The sequence below is a fragment of the Flavobacteriales bacterium genome, assembly GCA_016715895.1.
Lineage (GTDB): Bacteria > Bacteroidota > Bacteroidia > Flavobacteriales_F > PHOS-HE28 > PHOS-HE28.
On sequence record JADJXH010000004.1, the window covers coordinates 2,111,957 to 2,131,913 of the forward strand.

The window sequence follows — 19,957 nt, forward strand, 5'->3', positions numbered from 1 at the left end:
GGATGGATGCCCGGTGGGTCGAGAAGGAGGGCGGGCTGGAACGGGACTTCCGGTTCCCGGACTTCAACGCGGCGTTCGGGTTCATGACCCGCGTGGCGATGGAGGCCGAGCGACTGGGTCATCACCCCACCTGGACCAACACCTGGAACCGGGTGTGGGTGCGCCTGACCACGCACGATGCAGGCCAGGTCGTGACCGTGAAGGACAGGGAACTTGCCGCGGCGATCGACCGCATCGCCGGGGCCATGGGCGCGCGATGAGGGCTCGTGGAACGAACAAGCCCGGCCATCGGCCGGGCTTGTTCGTTCCACGGTGCAAGCGAGGTCAGCCGACCTTCTGCACGTTGGCCGAGATGCGCAGCGTGGTCTGCTTGGGCTCGGTGTTGGCCGTCACGGTGACGGTCTTGTTCTGCTGGTTCTCCTGCTTGCCGGGCTTGTAGACCACCTCGATCTCACCCTTGCCACCCGGAGGGATGGGCTCCTTGGGGTAGTTCGGCACGGTGCATCCGCAGCTGCCCTGGGCGTTCTCGATCAGCAGGGGCTCCTTGCCCGTGTTGGTGAAGGAGAAGACGTACTTGTTCTCGGAATCCTGTTTGATGGAGCCGAAGTCGTGCTCCATGCTGGCGAAGCTGATGGAGGTCTTCGGCCGGTTGTCGATGGCCGTCTGTGCCTGCTGGGCCAGGGGGTCGAAGGTCTTGGCATCCGAGATGGTGCTCGGGGGCGTGGCGGGCTTGGTGGCCGCAACGGTGCTGGTGGTGCTGGCTTCGCTGCTGGCGGCGCCGCTGGTTCCGGTGCCGCTGGCTGCCATGTAGATCAGCGTGCCAGCGATGAGGGCCAGCAGGGCGATCTTGACGGTCTCTTTCATCGCTCGAAGTGTTTGGTTGGTCTTGGTCGGGCCGCGAAAATAGGGTGGCCGAGGCCCGGCGTATCCCCCTTAACGATCCATTAACAGCCCGTCATTGCTGGCGTGCCATGCCCAGCCGCTCATAGGTGTCGCCTTGAAGGGCTTCCAACGCCTTGCGGAAACTGCTGTCCACCGGATTGTCGGCGTTGATGACCTGCCAGTAGGCCGACGTGTCCCACAGGTCGCGGGCCAGCAGGGCCTTCAGGCGCAGGGCGATGAGGGGGCGCGACCGCGCCAGTCCTTCAGGGTCCGGATCCACCCCGTCGGCTTTCGCCGCGGCCTCGAGCTCGCGGAGCACGGCATCGTCCACGTGATAGTGCGCGATGAACGCCCCCACATTGGAATGGGCCCGCAGCAGCCGGTCGCGTTCGCGGTCGACCAGGCCCAGGGCGAAGGTGTTCAGGGTGCCCTTGCGCACGAGCAGGCCGAAATAGTCCGAGCTCAGGCTGGTGTCGATGGCCACGAAGATGTCCGGCATGATGCCGCCGCCGCCGAACACGACCCGCTTGTTCATGGTGAAGTAACGGGCGGTATCGGCCAGGGCGATGCTGTCGGCGTGCATCAGCTCGCCTTTCGCGAGCCGCTCCGCACGTTCCTTCCGGTAGGCCTCCACGCCGTCCTCATAGGGCTTCTGAATGCACCGTCCGCTGGGGGTGTGATAGCGGCTCACGGTGAGCCGCACGGCCGAGCCGTCCGGCAGCATCACCGGGCGTTGCACCAGGCCCTTGCCGAAGCTGCGGCGGCCGACCACCAGTCCACGGTCCCAGTCCTGTACCGCGCCGCTCACGATCTCGCTCGCGCTGGCGCTGCCCTCGTCCACCAGCACCACCAACCGCCCTTTCTCGAACCGACCCTCCGCCGTGGCGAAGGTGTTCTCACGCGGGGTGTTCCGCCCTTCGGTGTACACGATCAACCTGCGGTCCGCCAGGAACTCGTCGGCCATCTCGATGGCCGAGCGCAGGTAGCCGCCGCCGTTGCCCTGCAGGTCGAGCACCAGGTCCTGCATGCCCTTGCCCCGCAGTTCGTCCAGCTTGTCCCGCAGTTCCTTCGTGGTGGTGGCGCTGAACCGGCTCACCTTGATGTACCCGATTGTGGGCGTGGCCATGTAGGAGGCCTCCACGCTATAGATCGGGATCTTGTCCCGGGTGATGGTGAACTCAAGAGGGTCAACTTCCCCCCGCCGGGCGATGGAGACGGCCACCTTGGTGCCTTTGCGGCCCCGGAGCCGCTTCATCACGTCCGGGTTCTTGATGCCGATGCCGGCCACCACCTCGCCATCGATGCGCACGATGCGGTCTCCGGCACGGATGCCCAGTCGCTCGCTGGGGCCACCGGCGATGGCATCCACCACATAGATGGTGTCGCGGACGATGTTGAACTGGATGCCGACCCCCTCGAAATTGCCTTTCAGGGGCTCGTTCACCTCCTCCAGTTCCTCCTTGGGGATGTAGATGGAATGCGGGTCGAGCTCCTCGAGCATGCCGACGATCGCCTCCTCCACGAGCTTCTCCTGGTCCACGCTGTCCACGTACATGCGGTCGATGTGGTAGAGCAGCGCCTCCAGCTTGCTGGCCGGTGATGGCTTCGCGGTCTGGCAATAGGTCAACTGGCCCCCCCACGGAACGGCGGCCAGGAGGAGGGCAAGGGTGCGGAGCGGAAGGGAAGGGGACATTGGCGATGGAACGCGGTTAACGGGCGTGAGGTTGCCTGGGCGGATCAACGGATCGGGGTCTTGATGCCCATGAAGCGATAGGTGCTGCCCTGAAGGAGCCTGCCTTTGTGCCATTTCTCCACGCGCACCAGGCGGCCGTCCTCGTAGTAGCGCCACTTGCCATGCTGCACACCGTCCTTGTACTGGCCCACGATGCCTTGGTCACGGAAGGCCCAGGTCCCTTCGCGGACGCCCATTCGGTACTGACCCTTGAGCACCACGCGACCCTGTTCGTCGTATTCGGTCCAGTCGCCATGGAGCGAACCCCAGCCATAGACCGCGAAAATGAGCGGCCGTCCGTCCGGGTAGAACGCGCGGTACACGCCGCTGGGTTTGCCGCGGCGGTAGCTCAGGGTGGTGGCCACGCGGGTGGTGTCGAAGGCGTAGTGACTGGTGCGCACGAAGGCCTCGGCGTCCTGCATCGGGCCATGCACGAGGGGGAACGCATAGATGCTGTCTCCGGATGGCACGAAGAGCGTGTCCGGCTGGGCGCGAAGGACCACGGCGCAGACGAGCAAAGGGACGATCGTGATCAGGCGGCTCATGGGTCGGGCCCCGGGTAGGCCACCCGGAAGTGGACCGTGGTGGAGCGGCCCTCCGTATCGGACAAAGTTAGGCGATGCGGACCCGGATCAAGGTCCAGGGCCGGTCGGTGAACGGTGCGTGTGGTGGCCCGGTACCTTCCGTCCACATGCCAGTGGATCACGGCGCCGGCCTCGCGGTGGGCGGCTTCGGCGACGACCCTTCCGCGCCTTCCGTCCAGTTCCCGGGCAAGGAGCACCACCGAACCCGGCTCCGGATAGATCAGCTGCATCAGGTCCTCCAGATCCGGAGCGGCAGTGCCCGGCAACGGGGGCGGAAGCCTGAGGTACAGCGGGTCCGTGGGGGCGTAGTACGCTTCCATCGCCGGTGGAAGCACGAACCAGGGCACGGGCGTACCTCCGTCCTGCCCCGAGGCCCGGTGTGCGCGATCGGCGGTGCACCAGACCATGCGGTGGTAGGGGCATGGCGGGGTGGCCAGCCCGGTTCGAGGGATGGGCACGGTATCCACGTCCGGACAGGCGGCCTGGGCGCGATGCCCGCTGCGGCGGCATAGCGGCCATGGCACCAGCAGGTCATGCGGAGGGGAGGGTGGAGGCCCGGGCTCCATCAACCCGAACAGCTCGAATAGGACCGGTGCGGCCATGAGCCCCCCGGTCAGCCCCGGCCGTCCCTCGCCATCGGCATTGCCGCACCAGACCCCGATCGCATGCTGTTCGGTGACCCCGATGGCCCAGGCATCGCGGTGGCCGTAGCTGGTACCGGTCTTCCATGCGATGCGCCGGGCCCCGGCGAAGTGCTGCCAACCGGCTTCCTCGGTCGGTCGGGCCGCGCGGGTCAGTGCTTCCAGGGCGAAGTGCGCTCCGGAGGCCGTGATGGGCGACGGCCCGGTCCGCGCAGGCTCACCTGCGATCACGATCGGATCGCGGACCACCTGCCCGGGGTCGGTGGCCGATCGCCCATGATGCGCCCGAACACGGGCCAGGCCGGCGTACGCACCGGTGATCTCCAGCAGCGTGGTCTCGCCTCCGCCCAGGATCAGGCTGAGCCCGTAGTGGTCGGCCGAGCGTTCCAAGGACCTGATCCCCATCGCCCGGAACAGCCGCAGCGAGCGGTCGATGCCATGCTGGCGCAGGGCGCGCACCGCCGGTACGTTCAATGATCGGGCCAGTGCGGTGGAAGCGGGGACGGCGCCCTGGTACCGGCCGTCGTAGTTGCCGGGGGCGAAGCCGTCGTAATGCACGGGAAGGTCGGCCACGAGCATGTCAGGCAGCAGCTCGCCAACATCGAGCTGCGCGGCATACAGGAACGGCTTGAGGAGGCTGCCGGTACTGCGCCGCGCGCGCACCAGGTCCACCTGTCCATTGTGCAGGCCACCGGCCGATCTCAGGTTGCCCACGTAGGCCAGGACCTCACCGGTGGTGATGTCCATGATCACCGCAGCGGCGTTCATGACACGGTCGGAGCGCAGGCGTTGGGCGTGGCGGTCCAACACGCCGGCAGCGCGCTCTTGAAGAGCCCCGTCGACAGTGCAGCGGATGGTCCCCGCATGCGACGAGCCGAGGGTGGCGAGCAGATGGGGGGCACGATCCGGAAGGGCCATGGGCTTGGACGGCAGGGGTTCCTCCCGGGCGAGCGACCATTCCAGTTCGGTCAGCCGTCCATCGGCCAGCAGCCTGTCCAGCAGGCGATCGCGTTTGGCACGCAGGGCCTCCCGGTGGCGGCCGGGGTGCATCAGGGAGGGGGCGTTGGGGAGCACGGCCAGCGTGGCCGCCTCGGCCCAGCTCAAGGCATGGGGGGAATGTCCGAAGAAACGCCAGCTGGCGGCCTCCAGGCCCACCACATTGCCGCCGAACGGCGCGTGCGCCGCATGCATGCGCAGGATCTCGGCTTTGCTGAAGCGCAGCTCAAGCCCCACGGCAAGGGCCATGTCCAGCACTTTGTTCACCAGCGTCCGCTCTCCACCGCGGGCCAGCCGTGCCACCTGCATGGTGATGGTGCTTCCCCCGCTCAGCACCCGTCCGGCGCGCACGTTCTGCCACACCGCCCGCACCAGGGCGACGGGGTTGATCCCGGGATGCCGGTGGAAGTACCGGTCCTCGAACCGCAGCAGGCAGGTCTCGAAGCGCGGGTCGAGGGGGGCGCTGCCCTCGTCCAGCCGCCACTGCCCATCCGCGGCCACCCGGGCGCCGAGCAGCCGGCCATCCCGGTCCAGAAGGGCCACCGATCGGGGCTTGGTGAAGAGGGGCCGGCCGGCCCATGCCCAGCAGGCCAGCAGCACCACGGCCAGCACCGCAAGGCCCCGGGTCGCCAGGGGGCGAACGCGCTTGGACAACCAAATGTGCGGGGGGGGCGTCATGCAGGGTGGAACTCGTCGGCTCCGAAGATCCGTCGGAGTTCCATGGGAACCTTATCTTCGACCGCCTTAACGAACCACGATGCACCGTAAACTGCTGGCACTGGCTGCCTTGGCCACCCTCTCCTGGCATGATGCGAAAGCCACCCACGTGTCGGGTGGTGAGATCATCTATGAATGTCTTGGGAACGGGGAGTATGCGTTCACCATGATCATCTACCGGGACTGCGCAGGGACCACCCTGAGCCAGTCGTATGACATCACGCTGCAGAGCCCGTGCGGCAACCAGCAGGTGACGGTCACCCAGCAGAGCTTCTCCGAGGTGAGCCAGTTGTGTCCGAACGAGCTCCAGAACAGTACATGCAACAATGGGACCCTCCCGGGTTTGGAGGAGTATATCTACACGGGCATCGCCACGGTGCCTCCCTGTGATTTCTGGACGGCGTCGTGGTCCTTGTGCTGCCGCAACGATGCCATCGAGAACCTGCAGCAACCAGGCACTGTGGAGGGCTACATCGAGACCACCTTCAATAATGCGGACTATCCATGCGAGGACTCCCCGGTGTTCACGAGCGCGCCGATCCCGTACGTATGCCTCAACCAGCCGGTGCTCTACAGCTACGGGGTGTACGATCCGGACGGCGACAGCCTGAGCTATGCCCTGCATCCCGCGCTTGACGCGGGTGGAACGCTCATCGGCTACGTGTTCCCATACACCGCCAATGAGCCGATCACGGGTATGACCCTCGATCCGGTGACCGGCCTGCTCACCTTCACCCCGAACGCCATCGGCAACTTCGTGGTGGTGGTGGAGGTGACGCAGTACGATGAGGACGGCAACGTGATCGGCACGGTGATGCGCGACATGCAGTTCGTGGTGATCCCCTGCACCAACCAGGCGCCGGATCCGGCCTACTGCATCTCGAACTTCTCCGGTACGGCGGTGCAGGTGAGCTGCACGGAGATCGAGTTGTGCGAGTCCGACAATTTCTGCTTCGACGTCGTGATCGGCGACCCCGACCTGGGGGACACCCTGGTGGTGGAGAGCAACGTGCAACAGAACCTCCCGGGTTCCACCATTTCCTGGACGGGCACCAACCCGGTGACGATCACCGTGTGCTGGACGGCCCAACCGGGTAACAACGGGTTCTATCCGTTCACCATCACCGTGGAGGACCAGAACTGCCCGATCAGTGCGTTCCAGACCTATGTGTTCAACACGAACGTGCTCCAGCGTACCTCGGTCGGCCCCGACCAGACCATCTGCGGGCCGCAGGTCGCGAACATCGAGGCGGAAGGGGGCGCCAACTTCGTGTGGTCCATCCTGCCGGGTGGCGACCCCATCACCCCGCAGAACTTCATCTGCCTCGACCCGCCCTTCTGCTCACAGGTGATCGCCGATCCCAACAGCACCACCACGTATGTGGTCGTGAGCGACCTGGCGGGCTCCTGCATCAACTCCGACACGATCACGGTGGCCGTGGTGAGCGACTTCTCCTTCTCCCTCACCCAGAGCGACGACACGCTTTGCCTGGGCGAGACCGCACAGATCAACGTCATCACCAATCCGGCGCTGCCGGGCTACACCTTTGAGTGGACGCCGTCGCTCGGTCTTTCCGCGGACGACATCGCGAACCCGATCGCCGGGTACAGCCAGCCGGGCACGTATGACTACGCAGTGGAGGTCACCAGCCCGGACGGATGCACCAAGCGGGATTCGAGCCTGACGCTCGTCGTCCTGCCGGGATTCGTGCCTGACTTCACCGTCTCGGTGGCTGACGATTCCTTCTGCGAGGGCCAGGGCACCACGTTCACCGTGGAGATCGACAACTCCCCCCCGATCTACTGCGGACAGAACTTCGCGGGCTGCACCTCGGGCATCGTGGCCGATTTCGAGCTGGGCACGGATGTGATCCAGGGAACGACCACCTCGTACCCCGCGCCGTTCGGCAACTGGTACAACAGCGCCAAGCACCAGGTCCTCATCCGCGCCGGCGAGCTCCAGGCCCTGGGCTTCACGGGCGGGACGATCAACGAACTGTCCATGAACATAGCGGCGGTCAACGGCCTGTCCCTGTACCCGGGCTGGCAGATCCACATGGGCTGCACCACGCTCGATTCGCTGAACATCGACCAGGGCTTTGTCACCGGCCTGTTCCCGGTCTTCGGGCCCACCGACGTGCCCATCACCCTGGGTTGGAACAACTTCGTGCTGAACCCGGGCTTCAACTGGGACGGTGTCTCCAACGTGATCGTCGAGTTCTGCTTCAGCAACTACCCGAACGGGTTCACCCAGAACTCGCCCACCTTCGCCACCAACACGGGCTACACCTCGGTGATCTACCACTTCACCGATGGCGCCAACCTGTGCGACACCATCCCGCCGGCCTTCTTCAACCAGGGTGAGAGCGCCGACCGTCCGAACATGCGCTTCCGGGTGTGTGCGGGTGTCAACGAGGATCTGCTCACCTACAGCTGGTCGCCCACGGTGGGTCTGTCGGACCCGAACAGCGGGGTGACCAACGTGGTGCCGGTGACCTCTCCGGCCAGCTATACGGTGACGGTGGGTGATCCCGGCCTGGGCTGCTTCGGCACCGCCACGGTGACGACCACCTGGGATCCCCCGGCGGACGTGAGCTTCAACCCGTTGCCCAACGAGGGTGTCGCACCGCTGGACGTCTTCTTCGACAACACCTCTTCCGGAAACGTGGTCTCCTTCAACTGGAACTTCGGCGACACCACCGGGACCTCCACGGAGTTCGAGCCGACCTACACCTTCAACGAACCGGGCGTCTATATCATCACGTTGAACGGCGTGAGCGACCAGGGCTGCACCGGCTTCTACCAGGATACGGTGATCGTGCTGCCGGATCCCATCGTCATCATCCCGAACGTCTTCAGCCCGAACGGGGATGGCAACAACGACGCCTTCGAATACGCCGACCTGCGCGGGTGGAAGAGCGTGGAGATGACCATTTACGACCGCTGGGGCACCAAGGTGTATGCCGTGCCGCAGACCACGACCAACAAGGTGATCTGGAAGCCAAGCTCCAACATCTCGGAGGGTACGTACTACTGGGTCTTCGTGGGGGTCGGGAACGATGGTTCCGAAGTGAAGGAACAGGGTCACGTCACCTTGTTGAGGTGATCGGCCCGATGAACGGATCGCGAGGGGCCCGACCATGGGCCCCTCGTCTTTTCCACGCCATGGGTCACCGGCCTGCCTATTTTCGTTCTGCATGACAAGCGCTGGCAGCACAGGCTGGGTATGGGCCATGGTCGCGTTCTTCGGCGGTGCCGGGCTGTCGGCGCAGCATGACCCGGGTGACGGACCGGGCCGCACGGTGTTCGCAGCGCCGTTCGTGGAGGCGGAGGCCCTGGCCCTGGATGAAGCGGGTCGTGCCCTTGGCCTGCCACCGGCCTACGGCATGGTGCTTCCCGTGCAGGCCGCGGATGACGCCACCTCATCCCCAAGAGGCGTGAGGCGCATCCAGGTCTGTTCGGAGGGTGCCCTGGCTGTGGAACCGTTCCTGGTGGACGTGCGGCTCGGGCGGGAGGAGCGGCTCGTCCTGCGCGACGCGAACACCTTGGAACCGATCGTCAGCATCACACGGGAGGAGGTGCCGGCCAGTGGCCGTGTGGCGCTGCCCCGTGCCTTCGGCCCCTGTTGCATCATCGAAGTGGTGGGTGGGCGGCATGCGGCCGTGGAAGGCACGTTCACGGTGGCGGAAGTGGGGCACACCTTTCGGGAAGAGTCCTGGCACAAGGCCGATCCGTGCGAGGTGGATGTGAACTGCCCCGAGGGGCAGCCCTACGCCGATCAGCGCGATGCGGTGGTCCGGGTGGGCGTGAGGGCCAACGGGGCGCTCATCTGGTGCTCGGGCACCCTCATGAACAACACCGCGCAGGACTGCCGCCCCTTCATCCTCACCGCCCTGCATTGCGGTCTGAACTCCACCGCGTCCGATCTGCAGGACTACAAGTTCTACTTCGGGTATCAGCGCACGGGCTGTGGCAGCGGACCGGCCGACCAGACGAAGTACATCACCGGATGCCACCGACGCGCGGACAGCAACGATGGCGGGTTGAACGGGTCGGACTTCCTGCTCCTGGAAGCGTACACCAGCGTCCCGTCGAGCTTCGATCCCTATTGGGCGGGTTGGGATGCTTCGAGTGCACCGAGCAACAGCGGGGTCACCATCCACCATCCCACGGGCAGTGAGAAGAAGGTGAGCACCTACGCGATGAACCTGCTCACTTCGCAGTGGATCGCCGGCGGACCTTACAGCCACTGGTTCGTGAAATGGACGGCCACGGCCAACGGGCATGGGGTCACCGAGCCCGGGTCGTCCGGGGCCCCGCTGCTCGATGCGAACGGTCGGGTGATCGGCACCCTGAGCGGAGGGACCAGCTGCTGTGTGATGGATGGCTGCGGACTGCCCGGTTCGGGCCCGGACCAGCCGGACTACTACGGGAAGATGAGCTTTCACTGGACCCAGAACCCCAACACGGCCACGCAGAAGTTGAAGGCCTGGCTCGATCCGATCGACCTGGGTGTGCTTGCCCTGGACGGGTCAAGGTCGCCTTGCGCGATCGGCCTGGAGGAACGCCCGCTGCCGGGGCTGCGCGTTCATCCTGTGCCGGCGCGGGATCGGTTGGTGGTGGCGTGGGACGGGCCTGAGGCGGCGGTCGATCTGGTGATCTGGTCGGTGGCCGGTCAGCCGGTGCGCCGCATGCAGGGCCGCAATGGGACCCCGCTGGAGGTGGGGGACCTGCCCGCCGGCAGCTATGTCATCACCGTGACCGACGCTTCCGGCCGGCGTGCCGCACACCCGGTGATCTTGCTCGGGGCACCATGAGAAAAGGCGCCCGCAGGCGCCTTTCCGATCGGGGCCTGATGGGCCCGTTCATTTCAATTCCTGCACGGTCCGACCGCTCGCACGGTACTTGGCGTCCATCTCGGCCCTGGCCTTGCGGGCATCCGCTTCATTGGTGTGGCGGACCACCTGCCAGCGCTGGGTCGGCACCGAGGCGGGCAGCTTGCCGAAGCGCGCCAGTACGGCATCGTTGGAGAGCTCCGCGTCCACCGCGATCACCTCGGAAAGAAGGATGCCACCACCCTTCTCCTCACCGACGACGAAGGCCGAGGTGATGGGTTGCTGGGCCTGGGCGGCGACGGCGACGATGGCGCAGGTGGCGGCGAAGACAAGGCGGCGAAGGGTCATGGGCCTGGGTTTGTTCCTGCAATGTTACGCATCAAAGGGCACCTCACCGCCCCGCTTGTGGTTCGGCCCAGGGGACGATCACCTGCACCGGCCCACCCTGTGTCCGGGCATGGATCCGCGCATCGTACATCGCCTCCACCTGGGCACCGGGGAAGTGGTATCGCCCCGCATAGGCCGCGGTCGCGCGCAGATGGAACACGGCCTTCTGGCCACGCGCGAGATCGAAGTAGGTCATCACCCGGTCGTCCCGCACGTCCTGGTGGGTGTAGGGGCTGTCCGTGTGGATCCGCTCAAGGCCCTCCATGCGGGCGTTGCGCACCTCCCATCCGGAAGGGAAGATCTGGGTGAGCGCCAGGTTGCTGTACACCGGCTCGGTGCCCACATGGGTCACCTCCACCTTCAACAGCACATCGGTGCCCTGCGTGAGCTGCGCCGGGTCGAGCGTGCCTCCATCCGATCCGGTGAAGGTGGTCCTGATGGCGAGGCCGTTCGATGACGCGTGCTCCACACCCTGCGCTGGTGTACCGAGCCGTGTGATGCGTGTGAAGACCATGCCGGTGCCCTTGTTGACCACCTGCACGCTGTGCGGCCGGTCCGGCGCTTCCAGCGTCATCCGCCATGCGGAGCGATCGCTGCGCACCGCCGTGGGCTTCCGATCGATGGTGACGACAAGGTCGAGCCCGGTGTTCCGCCCGTGGGCGGCCGTATAGCGGCTCACGGCCATCAGGGCGAAGGCGGTGCTCTGGGTGCTGAGCCACTCCTCGCTGCCGAGGCGCTCGGCGATGCGCATGATCACCGGACCGGCCTCGGGAAGCCGCGCACTTCGCAACAGGGACATGGCGATCAAGGCCTCGTCGCGGACCGCGCTGCCGTAGGTGCCGCTGAGTTCAGCATAATCCGCGATCCCCACCGATGCGCCCGTGGTCAAGGCGCTCGCGGCATCCGTCCGGCCCAATTCGGCATAGGCGGCGGCCAGGGTCCACCGCGCCATGGGTTCAAGGGCGGGCAGCGAGCGCAGGCGGTTCATCGCGGCCGGTTCGGCAGCGCCCGCCAGCGCCAGGGCGAACAGGCGATAGGCCTGCACGAACGCGGAACGGCCATCGACCGCAGGTGACCACGAGCGTGCCGCGTTGCGCTGCGCCCCGATCCACGCCGTGCGCATGGCCGCGGGCACCGCATGGCCCGTTCGGGCCGCTTCCAACAGGAAATGCCCCGCATAGATGCTGCTCCAGTCGTCCGTGTGGGTGCCGCCCGGCCAATAGCTGAAGCGGCCGTCGCCACGCTGGAACGAAGCGAGTTTGCGGATTGCGGCGCCCACGTCGGCATCCACCTGTTCCTTCAGCGCCGGCGACAGGTCGATCAGCCCGTCGAGGTACAGCTGGGGGAAGGCCTTGGATACGGTCTGCTCAAGGCATCCATGAGGGTAGCCCAGCAGTTCGCGAAGGCGTCGCTCCAGACCCAGCGGCGGCATGCTGGTGACCTCGACGACGGCGGTGTTCGTGCCAGCGGTACCGATGGGATCAACGGACAGGTCCAGCTGCCCACCCGGGCTTACCACACCATCCTCCGAGCGCGTGATCGGCAGCATCGGTGAGCGCACGCCGATGTCGATGCGCGTGGAGGCCCGCTCGGTGCCGGCCCGGGCCGTCACGTTCACCTGCGCCGCGCCCGTGCGCTCCTGTGCCCGCAGGCGGAATCGGATCACCTGCTCGCCGGTCCGCTCGAACCGGACCACGCGCTCGAGGGCACCTTCTCCGGTGACGGCGCCCGACAGGTCGACCTTGACGGAGACCTCCCGCATCGCTTTGTCCATGGCGAACACGGTGACGGGAAGATCCACCGATTCGTCCGGCCCGAGGACCCGGGGCAGGGTGGCCAGCACCATCAGCGGCTGTCGCACAGGCACCGTGCGTTCGGCGTTCCCATAGGCGCCATCGGGGTGGCTGGCGACCACCATCACGCGCAGGCTGCCCACGTAGTTGTCGACGGTGAACCGATGGGTGCCGCGCTGTCCGGGGGCCAGGGACAAGGGGCCGGCATGAAGCACCACATGTTTGAAACGGCCGATGCGGGAGGGGTCGACCGGACCACCGCCATCGCTGCCCCCGACGGCCAGCACGCGGCCGGCCTCCACGCCGAACGCGCCGATCACCTGATCGTACAGGTCGAAGCTGTGCACGCCGAGCGCTTCACGCGCGTACAGGCTCGCCCATGGGTCGGGTGTGCGGAAGCGTGTGAGGTCGAGCAGGCCCTCGTCCACCGCGTACAGCATGTAGTGCATGGCGCGCCCGCTCTTCTCCACCACGCTGATCGTGAACTCACGCCCGGGCTTGATCTCCGCCGGCGCCTCGATCAGCGGCTCCAGCCGGGTCGACGGATCCTCGACCAGGATGGGGATCACGCCGTAGAGGCGGATGGGCAGGTCGTTGTCCACCTCCGCGTGCGGTTGCAGGAGCGTGACGTGCGCGTGGATGTTCGGCATCATGGCGGCCGTGGCCTTGAAGCGGTGGGTGGTGCCGCCTTCGGTCAGCGCGATGCGCGTGATCTCGACCACCCGGTGCCCGTTCTCCAGGCTCACGATCGCGGTTCCGTTGCGCGTGGAGGGGATCGTGAGCTCCACTTCATCGCCCGGAGCGTACCGGTCGCGGGTGGTGCTGATGGCCAGTCGTGTGGCCGCCGGGTCCTTGCCGCGACCGGCGGGAACGGCCGTTCCCTCGGCGCTGACGTGAAGGCTGACCACGGCCACGTGGCCGCTTGCCGGATCCTCCGCGCGGACCAGATACCGGCCGGAAGCGGTGGCTTCCATGCGCACATCCACCGAGCCCCGGCCTTGTGCGTCGGTGACCACATCGTGGGTGGACACCAGGCGCAGGCCTTCTCCGGTGCGGCCGCTCGTGGGACCGTCCATGGCCCCATGCCACCAGCGCTCTTCGTCCACCTTCAGCACCTGCACCTTCAGGGGGGGGCCCGGTACGGGCCGACCTGAGCCGTCCACGCTCACCAGGTCGAAGCGGTGCGGGCGGCCGGCGGTGTACGCGCCCCAGGCCCCGTCAGGCGCGGGTGGACGAAGGCCCACATAGGTGCGATAGGGGTGGAGCACCACCTCCTGCTGGTCCATGCTGGCATCACCGCCGGGGTCGCTCACGCGGCTGATCACCGTGAGGCGCAGGGCCGAAGGCGCTCCGGCCGATGGCTTGAGGTCGAAGGGGAAGAGCGCGAGCCCGCGTGCATCGGTGCGCCCCTCGAACACGACGACCTCGCCGTCGTTGAGCGCATGGCCGAGATCGTCGAACACGAATCCATCGAGCCCTGCCGGTCCGAATGCGCCTGGGGCGAGGCCCACGGAGACCACCACCGGTGAATGGACCGCCGGAGCGCCGTGCAACCAGGCGGCCTCGAGCCGGGTGATCCGTGGAAGCTGGTCGGCCAGCAGAGGGCCGGAGCCGAGGTCCAGTGCGATGCGCATCCGGTTGGGCTTCACCGTCTCGATGCGGAGCGATCGATGAAAGGTGGCATCGCCCACCGTCACCCTTCCCAGCCACAGGCCGGTGGGCGCATCCGGCGATGTGGCGCAGGGGAATCCGTATTGATCGCCCACCGCCTGTCGTCGCACGCTGCGCTGCACGACCCGGCCGTTCGGGTCCAGCAGTTCGAACACCACCGGATGGTCCCTGGGCAGCACGTCGTCGCGGTCGTGGAGGATGAAGGCCAGGTGGAGCGAGTCCCCGGGCCGCCACACACCGCGGTCGCCGAAGAGGTATCCCTTCAGCCCCTGGGGAAGCGCCTCACCGCCCACATCGAACGCGCTGAGGTCAAGTGCGGAGCCATCGTCCACACGCAGATAGCCGCGCTGGTCCTTGGACCGGGCCACCACCAGGAAGGGCGTATGGGCCGGCGTCTCCAGATCGGCAAAGCCCTGGCCGTCGGTGGTCAGCCGACCCAGCGTGCGGAGCTGCAGGTCCAGCACATCCACCTCAGCGCCGGTGACGGCGGAACCGGTGCGCAGATCGCTCACCACGACCCGGAGCCGGCCGTTCGCATCGCGCTTGGCCAGCAGACCGAGGTCGCTGGAGAGCACATTGCGGCTCACTTTCCTGCGACCGCCGTAGTAGCTGGATGAGCAGGGGTTGTCGCGTTCACGATGGTCATAGTCATCGGGATACCAGGGGTCGTCATCGTAGTAGTAGGCGCCTGCGCGATCGAAGAAGCTGTCGTCCAGCGTCGGTTGCTCCGTACGGCCGGTCATCCAGGTTCCGGGGGAAGGCGGTGCACCTGTGCCGCAGGGAAAGACGGATTGGTCCTGGCGGAAGCCGAGCTCCACCCGGTGGATGGCCCCGGGTTCCGGGGAGACGAGCTTGTCGAGGTCGAGGAAGTAGCGGTTCCACTGACCCGGATCGGAGCCGTCCGTGCTTGTGAGGGGGACATCCTGCTCGGCCACCAGACGCCCCACGCGGGCCAGCTCGTCGCCACCGGCCAGGTCGTTCACCTGGAGGAACTGCGGGATGTTGTCGGCGTGCACCCGGATGACCCGCACCGTCACCGCCCGGAGGTTCACCGCCTCGAAGGGGAGCTTGCGGCCCCCGGTGGTCGGCAGCACCACGCCATCGTCCGTGAAGCGCACGGCCGGACCTGGTTCAGGGAAGCGCACACGGGTCGTCACATCCCGGTCGAGCGCGGTGCCCGATGCGGTGCGGAGGCCTGCGGCCGCATATACGACCTGCTCGCCATGTTGCGGTCCGTCGGGATGCAGCACCAGGGTGTTGCCCTCGACGGCGATCCGCATCGGCGGTTCGCCGGTGATGCCGGCCAGGCCGGTCAGGTCCTGCGCGGCGTCCGGCGGTTCGGAGAACAGCAGCCTCACCTGCTGTTCCCCGTCGAGCAGTGCGCGGGCGCTGAGCAGGGTGAAGCGTCCCGCCTCCGGAAGGTCGAGGCTTGTCCGGCCCTCGTCGCCGCTCCCGATCGCGGCCCCGTCCCAGATCAGCTCCACGGTGGTGGCGGAGGTGCCTTGGCGCACACTGTCGGCCACCAGGTCATGGCGGCGGCCGTCAGGTCCACTGCTGACCCGCACCGGTACATCCCGCCCGTCCTGCCGGACTCTGAAGCATGCGGCGAGCTGATCGGCCCGGGCCTGATCGGCGGTGGTCACCAGCCAGGTGATGCTCTGCAGGCCGCCTCCCTCGCCATCCAGCGGAGCCACGTCCGCCAGGTCAACGGCCAGGTGCTGTTCCAGCGTGTGGAACCCGAATCGGAAGGAGGACAGGTGCTCGGGCACCTTGACGATGGCCCCGAGCCGGAAAGTCACCGCATGGTCGGTGCCCGGCCGCAGCGCGTTGTCAGGCACGAAGGCCAGGGTGCGGGCATCGTGCCAGCGCACGGAGCCCTCCACCTCGGGATCGAGGTCGAAGAGCGAGGCGATCGTGCCTGCGCTTGTGTCGGTAAGGGTAAGCCCCTCCGCCAGACGCACCAGCACGGGCGAAGCCGCCGAGACCGGTCCGGCGGTGAAGGCCGTGATGTATGGCGCGAAGGCGGGGTCGGGGCGGGGGAGCGGGGGGCGGCTGCACGCAGTGAGCAGGATCGCGGCCGCCAAGGCCGCGGACCAGGACCGTGAACGGAGCATCAGGCTGGGGGATGTGCGGCATAAGGTAACCGCCATCGCATCAACGGCAAGGCGCCGGAAGGAATTGCTGGATCACGGCTCCGCCATCAGGCGGTCAGCCTCGTCGGCGCTGATGATGCGGTCGCCCATGGCGCCCACGGTGAACGCGTCGGTGAGCCCTTTCGCCTTCAGCTGCTCCTTGGCGGCCTCGGCCTCGGCACGGGTGCGGAACACGCCGTGGAAGTAACGGACAGCGTCCACGCTGGGCACGGGTGTCACGTTGCCGATCTCGATGTACTTGTCCATGATGTCCATGGGGACGTTGCCGGCGAAGGTGCCCACCTGCACCCGGTAGCGGACCAGGTTCTTGTCGATGCCGCCCACGGGTGTGCTGCGGAGGTCCTCAGGTCCTGTGAGGCGTGCGCCGGCCTCCTTGAGGCTCACCCGCTTGCCGTTCTTGAAGGCCACCAGGAAGGCGCCCTTGAAGCCTTTCAGCAGCATGTCCACCTTGTGCTTGGCGGCCGGGTTCACATCGGTGAAGCTGCCCGTGTAGTAGCGGGTGAGGCCATCCTCGCCTTCGATCACCACCAGGTCGGGGATGCCGGTGAAGATGTTCTTCGCGAGCTTGTTGCGGAAGGCGCCCAGCTGGACGCGCACCACCACATCCTCCGAGGCGGCGGGACCATCGGTGCCATCGAGGCCGGCACCGGCCTTGCGCACCTCCTCGTCGATGTCGATCAGCCGTCCGTCCTCCTCGGCCATCACGCGGCCATCGATGCCTTTGCCGCCCAACGCCAGCTGCCGCCGCAGCGCCTCGGGCAGGGCGTCGTAGTTGCCCACCACGTAGAAGGTGGTGTCGCCCCTTTCCAGGGTACGCACATCCGGGATGCTCAGGATCTTCTGGATCAGGTCCTCGGGGATGCCCTCCATGTGCTCCCCGACCTTCACCACATAGGCGCGGCGTTTCGCCGCGGTACCGGTGCGGCCGCGCGGACCAAAGGACTCCGCACGCGAGCGCACCATGTTCACGTTCGCCGAATCCTTGTAGTTCAGCCAGGCCTTCAGCAGCGCGTCATCGGTCAGGGTCACTCCATCGGCGTCCACCGCAGCGACCGGGGCGGTGTTCAACTCCAGGTCGAGATGGTCGGGCACGCCATCCCCGTCGCCGTCCAGCGGGCAACCGTTGGCATCCACAGGCACGCCGGCGGGGGTGCCCGGGCACTGGTCGTTCCAATCGGTGACGCCGTCGCCGTCCTCGTCATCGGCCAGGGCCAGCAGGTCCATCTCTTCGGTCGAGAGCGTGGGGCCTTCGCTGTCGCGTGGCTTCCGCGAGCCGATGCCGTAGCTCAGGCAGAACGAGCTGAACAGGAACCGGTCCATCCGTGCGTCACCCTGGCGCTCCTCCCGGCTGTCCTGCGTGACACCGTCGATCAGGTCGGTGGAGGTGAAGTGCATGGTGGTGCCGATGCGGAGGTCGAACCGTCCGCCCAGATGCATGCGCGCGCCGATGCCCACCGGGACCGCCCAGGTGAGCTCGGGGTATTTGCCGAAGCCGTCGAGGTCGAGCTCGCGGATGTCGCTTTCATAACTGTAGTCGCGTTGCAGCTGCACGGCATCGCCGGCCTGTGGGTCGCTCTCCGCCAAGTCCCGGATGGTGCCATCGCTCCAGTAGTGGTACATCCGTCCCTGCGCATCGAAGCGGTCCGTCTTGCTGAGGAACTCCACGGCCTCAATGCCGATCGAGAGGTAGGGCTCCACCCTTCGGCCCGGGTTCAGCAGGTGGTGGAAGTTGTAGGTGAACTGGAATCCGCCTGTGGTGACGCGCGACTCGAAGTTGAGGTTGCGGGTGAGGCTGCGCTCATTGGCGCCCATGCGACCGTGCAGAGCGTAGAGCCCCACATCGAGCCACGGGGTCAGTGGCGTGCCGACCCGCAGTTCATAACCCACACGGGTCAGCAGCGGGCTGTATCCCTTGTGACCGTTCCCGATGTCGCCCACGAAGGCGAACATGCCCACGCCCAGGCCGAAGGTGGGGCGCACGCCGTGGCGGCTGCTGTCCGCCTCCTGTGCGGCCGCGCTCCCGGAAGTCACACCCAGCAGGCCGGCCAGCGCCATCGCGAAGGTCGTGCGCGCGACGGGCCGGTGGCGGTGGCGGGGCAGCATGCGGGGAAAGTTAGCTTTCCCGGACTATTGGACCCAGGTCTGGTTGGAGAGCATCAGCGCCTCCTGCACGGTGATGCGTTCGCCGTTGTTGTAGGCCGTGACGAAGGGGCCGGGCAGATCGTGGCCGGCGGCCACCAAGGAGACACGCTTGTCCCGCGCCTCGCGGTACTGGCTGTAGGTGCCCGTGGTGTATTTGATCCATCCTTCGTGGCGTTCGATGCTGAACGGCTCGTTGAACCGGTGGCGGTCGACGAAGTACGCACGTCCCACTTCGCGGTGCGCCGCGGTGATCTGCACCTTGTAGGCGATCCCTTTCTCGGGTGCGGGGATGCCTTTGGACACTGTCGTTCCGGTGGCGGTCGGTTGGCTGCCCGCACCGGAAGGGGGGGGCGTCTCCTGCGCGGTCTCGGTCTTCCCTTCCTTGGCGGGCAGATTGAGACCGGGGTCCTGCGCATCGGTGGCGTTCATGCGGGCCTGGTCCTGCTGCAGGGCACTGAAGGCCATGTCGCCGATGGTGAAGGTGGAGGCACCGACGGCCACGCGCTGCGTCTCGTCGTTCAGCAGGTAACCGAACTCGCCGGAGACCGTGTAGTCCCCATCGGGCTGGCCGTTCGCACGCAGCTTGTACGCCACTTTGAGCTCCTGGTCGGCGGGCAGGTTGAGCCAGACGAACTTGGCGATGCGGTCCTGCGTGGTGAAGATGGCCTGTGCGCTGCCCTTCTCCATCGCGGTGAATCCCGCGGGGAGGTTCTCCTGCAGCTTGCCGAAGCCGCGGATGTCACCCTTCTTGATCATCACTTCCACGAGGAGTTCGCTGGCAGAGACGAGGGTCACCTTTCGTTCCACGGTGACACCGCCCGGCCCCTGGCCAGGGGTCGAGGGCATTGCGACGGGTTCCTCGGCCGGCACGGGTGCCGCGCCGGCAGCGGTGACAACGTCGTTGGAGGCGTCCATCGGCTGGGTGACGGGTGCTTCGGCGGGTGCTGCTGCGGCGGCGACGGCGGGGTCGCCCATGACGGTGACGGTGGATGTGGCGAGGTCGTAGGTGCGCCGCTCATTGTCGAGGATGTAGCTGAAGCGGCCGTTGATCGGCATCTGGCCGCTGGCCGTGGCGGATGCGACCAGGTTGTAGGAGACCTTGAAGGTCGGTTGCGTGGGCAGCGACATCCAGATGAACTTGGCCTTCTGGTCGCTGAAGGTGAAGGATGCGCCTTTCGTTTCGATGGCGGTGCAGGTGAATCCCTCGGGGAGATCGATCTGCAGCTTGGCGAAGCCGCTGAGGTCGCCTTTCTCCACCGTCACGGTCACCTTGGTCTCGCTGCCCGGCATCACCGTCGGGGGCGCATCCTGCGTGATCTTGATATCGGCGAGCAGGAAGAGCTCGATGAGGAGGACGCCGATGAGGTCGACGAGGATGAGCAGTTGGGCCATGGATCCGGAACGGTTTGCACGGCCCTTCGGTG

General features: G+C 66.9%; 10 protein-coding genes and 1 pseudogene. 3 read left to right on the top strand and 8 right to left on the bottom strand.

Translation table 11 applies throughout. The features are described 5' to 3' along the window. The first annotated feature begins 2 nt into the window (after positions 1-2). Positions 3-260: a 4a-hydroxytetrahydrobiopterin dehydratase gene (locus tag IPM49_17555; protein ID MBK9276328.1), complete on the top strand. Its 258-nt coding sequence runs from the start codon at positions 3-5 to the stop codon at positions 258-260. 64 nt (positions 261-324) lie between these two features. Here the strand turns inward: IPM49_17555 and IPM49_17560 are convergent, their stop codons facing one another. From IPM49_17560 to pbpC, 4 genes are all read right to left on the bottom strand, one after another. Beyond that, entirely contained in the window at positions 325-807 is a 483-nt protein-coding gene (locus IPM49_17560) for a DUF1573 domain-containing protein (GenBank protein ID MBK9276329.1), read from the bottom strand. A gap of 148 nt (positions 808-955) precedes the next feature. After that, positions 956-2,575 carry a PDZ domain-containing protein gene (locus IPM49_17565; GenBank protein ID MBK9276330.1) on the bottom strand — a complete coding sequence of 540 codons (1,620 nt, stop codon included), beginning with the start codon at positions 2,573-2,575 and terminating at the stop codon, positions 956-958. A gap of 44 nt (positions 2,576-2,619) precedes the next feature. After that, the gene (locus IPM49_17570) at positions 2,620-3,159 is read right to left on the bottom strand and encodes a hypothetical protein (GenBank protein MBK9276331.1); all 540 of its coding nucleotides are present in this window, start codon (positions 3,157-3,159) and stop codon (positions 2,620-2,622) included. Continuing rightward, positions 3,156-5,489 carry a penicillin-binding protein 1C gene (gene pbpC / locus IPM49_17575; GenBank protein MBK9276332.1) on the bottom strand — a complete coding sequence of 778 codons (2,334 nt, stop codon included), beginning with the start codon at positions 5,487-5,489 and terminating at the stop codon, positions 3,156-3,158. The genes IPM49_17570 and pbpC overlap by 4 nt, the downstream gene beginning before the upstream one ends. A 103-nt stretch (positions 5,490-5,592) precedes the next feature. On the opposite strand from pbpC, the gene IPM49_17580 reads away from it, so the two are divergent. Further along, complete coding sequence (locus IPM49_17580; protein MBK9276333.1) at positions 5,593-8,658, top strand: gliding motility-associated C-terminal domain-containing protein; 3,066 nt, start codon at positions 5,593-5,595, stop codon at positions 8,656-8,658. 91 nt (positions 8,659-8,749) lie between these two features. Next, positions 8,750-10,369, top strand: a complete 1,620-nt coding sequence (locus tag IPM49_17585; GenBank protein ID MBK9276334.1) for a T9SS type A sorting domain-containing protein — start codon at positions 8,750-8,752, stop codon at positions 10,367-10,369. Between the two features lie 48 nt (positions 10,370-10,417). Here IPM49_17585 and IPM49_17590 read toward each other — a convergent pair whose 3' ends face one another. The 4 genes and pseudogenes from IPM49_17590 to IPM49_17605 form a co-directional block, all read right to left on the bottom strand. Beyond that, on the bottom strand, positions 10,418-10,735 hold the full coding sequence (locus tag IPM49_17590) for a hypothetical protein (protein ID MBK9276335.1): 318 nt from the start codon (positions 10,733-10,735) through the stop codon (positions 10,418-10,420). Between the two features lie 43 nt (positions 10,736-10,778). Next, entirely contained in the window at positions 10,779-16,352 is a 5,574-nt protein-coding gene (locus tag IPM49_17595) for a hypothetical protein (protein ID MBK9276336.1), read from the bottom strand. Positions 16,353-17,465: 1,113 nt separating this feature from the next. Further along, positions 17,466-17,591 (bottom strand): annotated as a pseudogene (locus tag IPM49_17600) (OmpA family protein). A gap of 927 nt (positions 17,592-18,518) precedes the next feature. Next, positions 18,519-19,925 (bottom strand): hypothetical protein, encoded by a 1,407-nt coding sequence (locus IPM49_17605; GenBank protein MBK9276337.1) that lies wholly within the window; start codon positions 19,923-19,925, stop codon positions 18,519-18,521. Positions 19,926-19,957 lie beyond the last annotated feature (32 nt).

Excerpts from the sequence above, each read along its gene's own strand:
- IPM49_17555 (MBK9276328.1), top strand. The coding sequence starts at position 3 with ATGGATGCCCGGTGGGTCGAGAAGGAGGGCGGGCTGGAACGGGACTTC.
- IPM49_17560 (MBK9276329.1), bottom strand. The coding sequence starts at position 807 with ATGGCAGCCAGCGGCACCGGAACCAGCGGCGCCGCCAGCAGCGAAGCC.
- IPM49_17565 (MBK9276330.1), bottom strand. The coding sequence starts at position 2,575 with ATGTCCCCTTCCCTTCCGCTCCGCACCCTTGCCCTCCTCCTGGCCGCC.
- IPM49_17570 (MBK9276331.1), bottom strand. The coding sequence starts at position 3,159 with ATGAGCCGCCTGATCACGATCGTCCCTTTGCTCGTCTGCGCCGTGGTC.
- IPM49_17580 (MBK9276333.1), top strand. The coding sequence starts at position 5,593 with ATGCACCGTAAACTGCTGGCACTGGCTGCCTTGGCCACCCTCTCCTGG.
- IPM49_17585 (MBK9276334.1), top strand. The coding sequence starts at position 8,750 with ATGACAAGCGCTGGCAGCACAGGCTGGGTATGGGCCATGGTCGCGTTC.
- IPM49_17590 (MBK9276335.1), bottom strand. The coding sequence starts at position 10,735 with ATGACCCTTCGCCGCCTTGTCTTCGCCGCCACCTGCGCCATCGTCGCC.
- IPM49_17595 (MBK9276336.1), bottom strand. The coding sequence starts at position 16,352 with ATGCTCCGTTCACGGTCCTGGTCCGCGGCCTTGGCGGCCGCGATCCTG.
- IPM49_17605 (MBK9276337.1), bottom strand. The coding sequence starts at position 19,925 with ATGGCCCAACTGCTCATCCTCGTCGACCTCATCGGCGTCCTCCTCATC.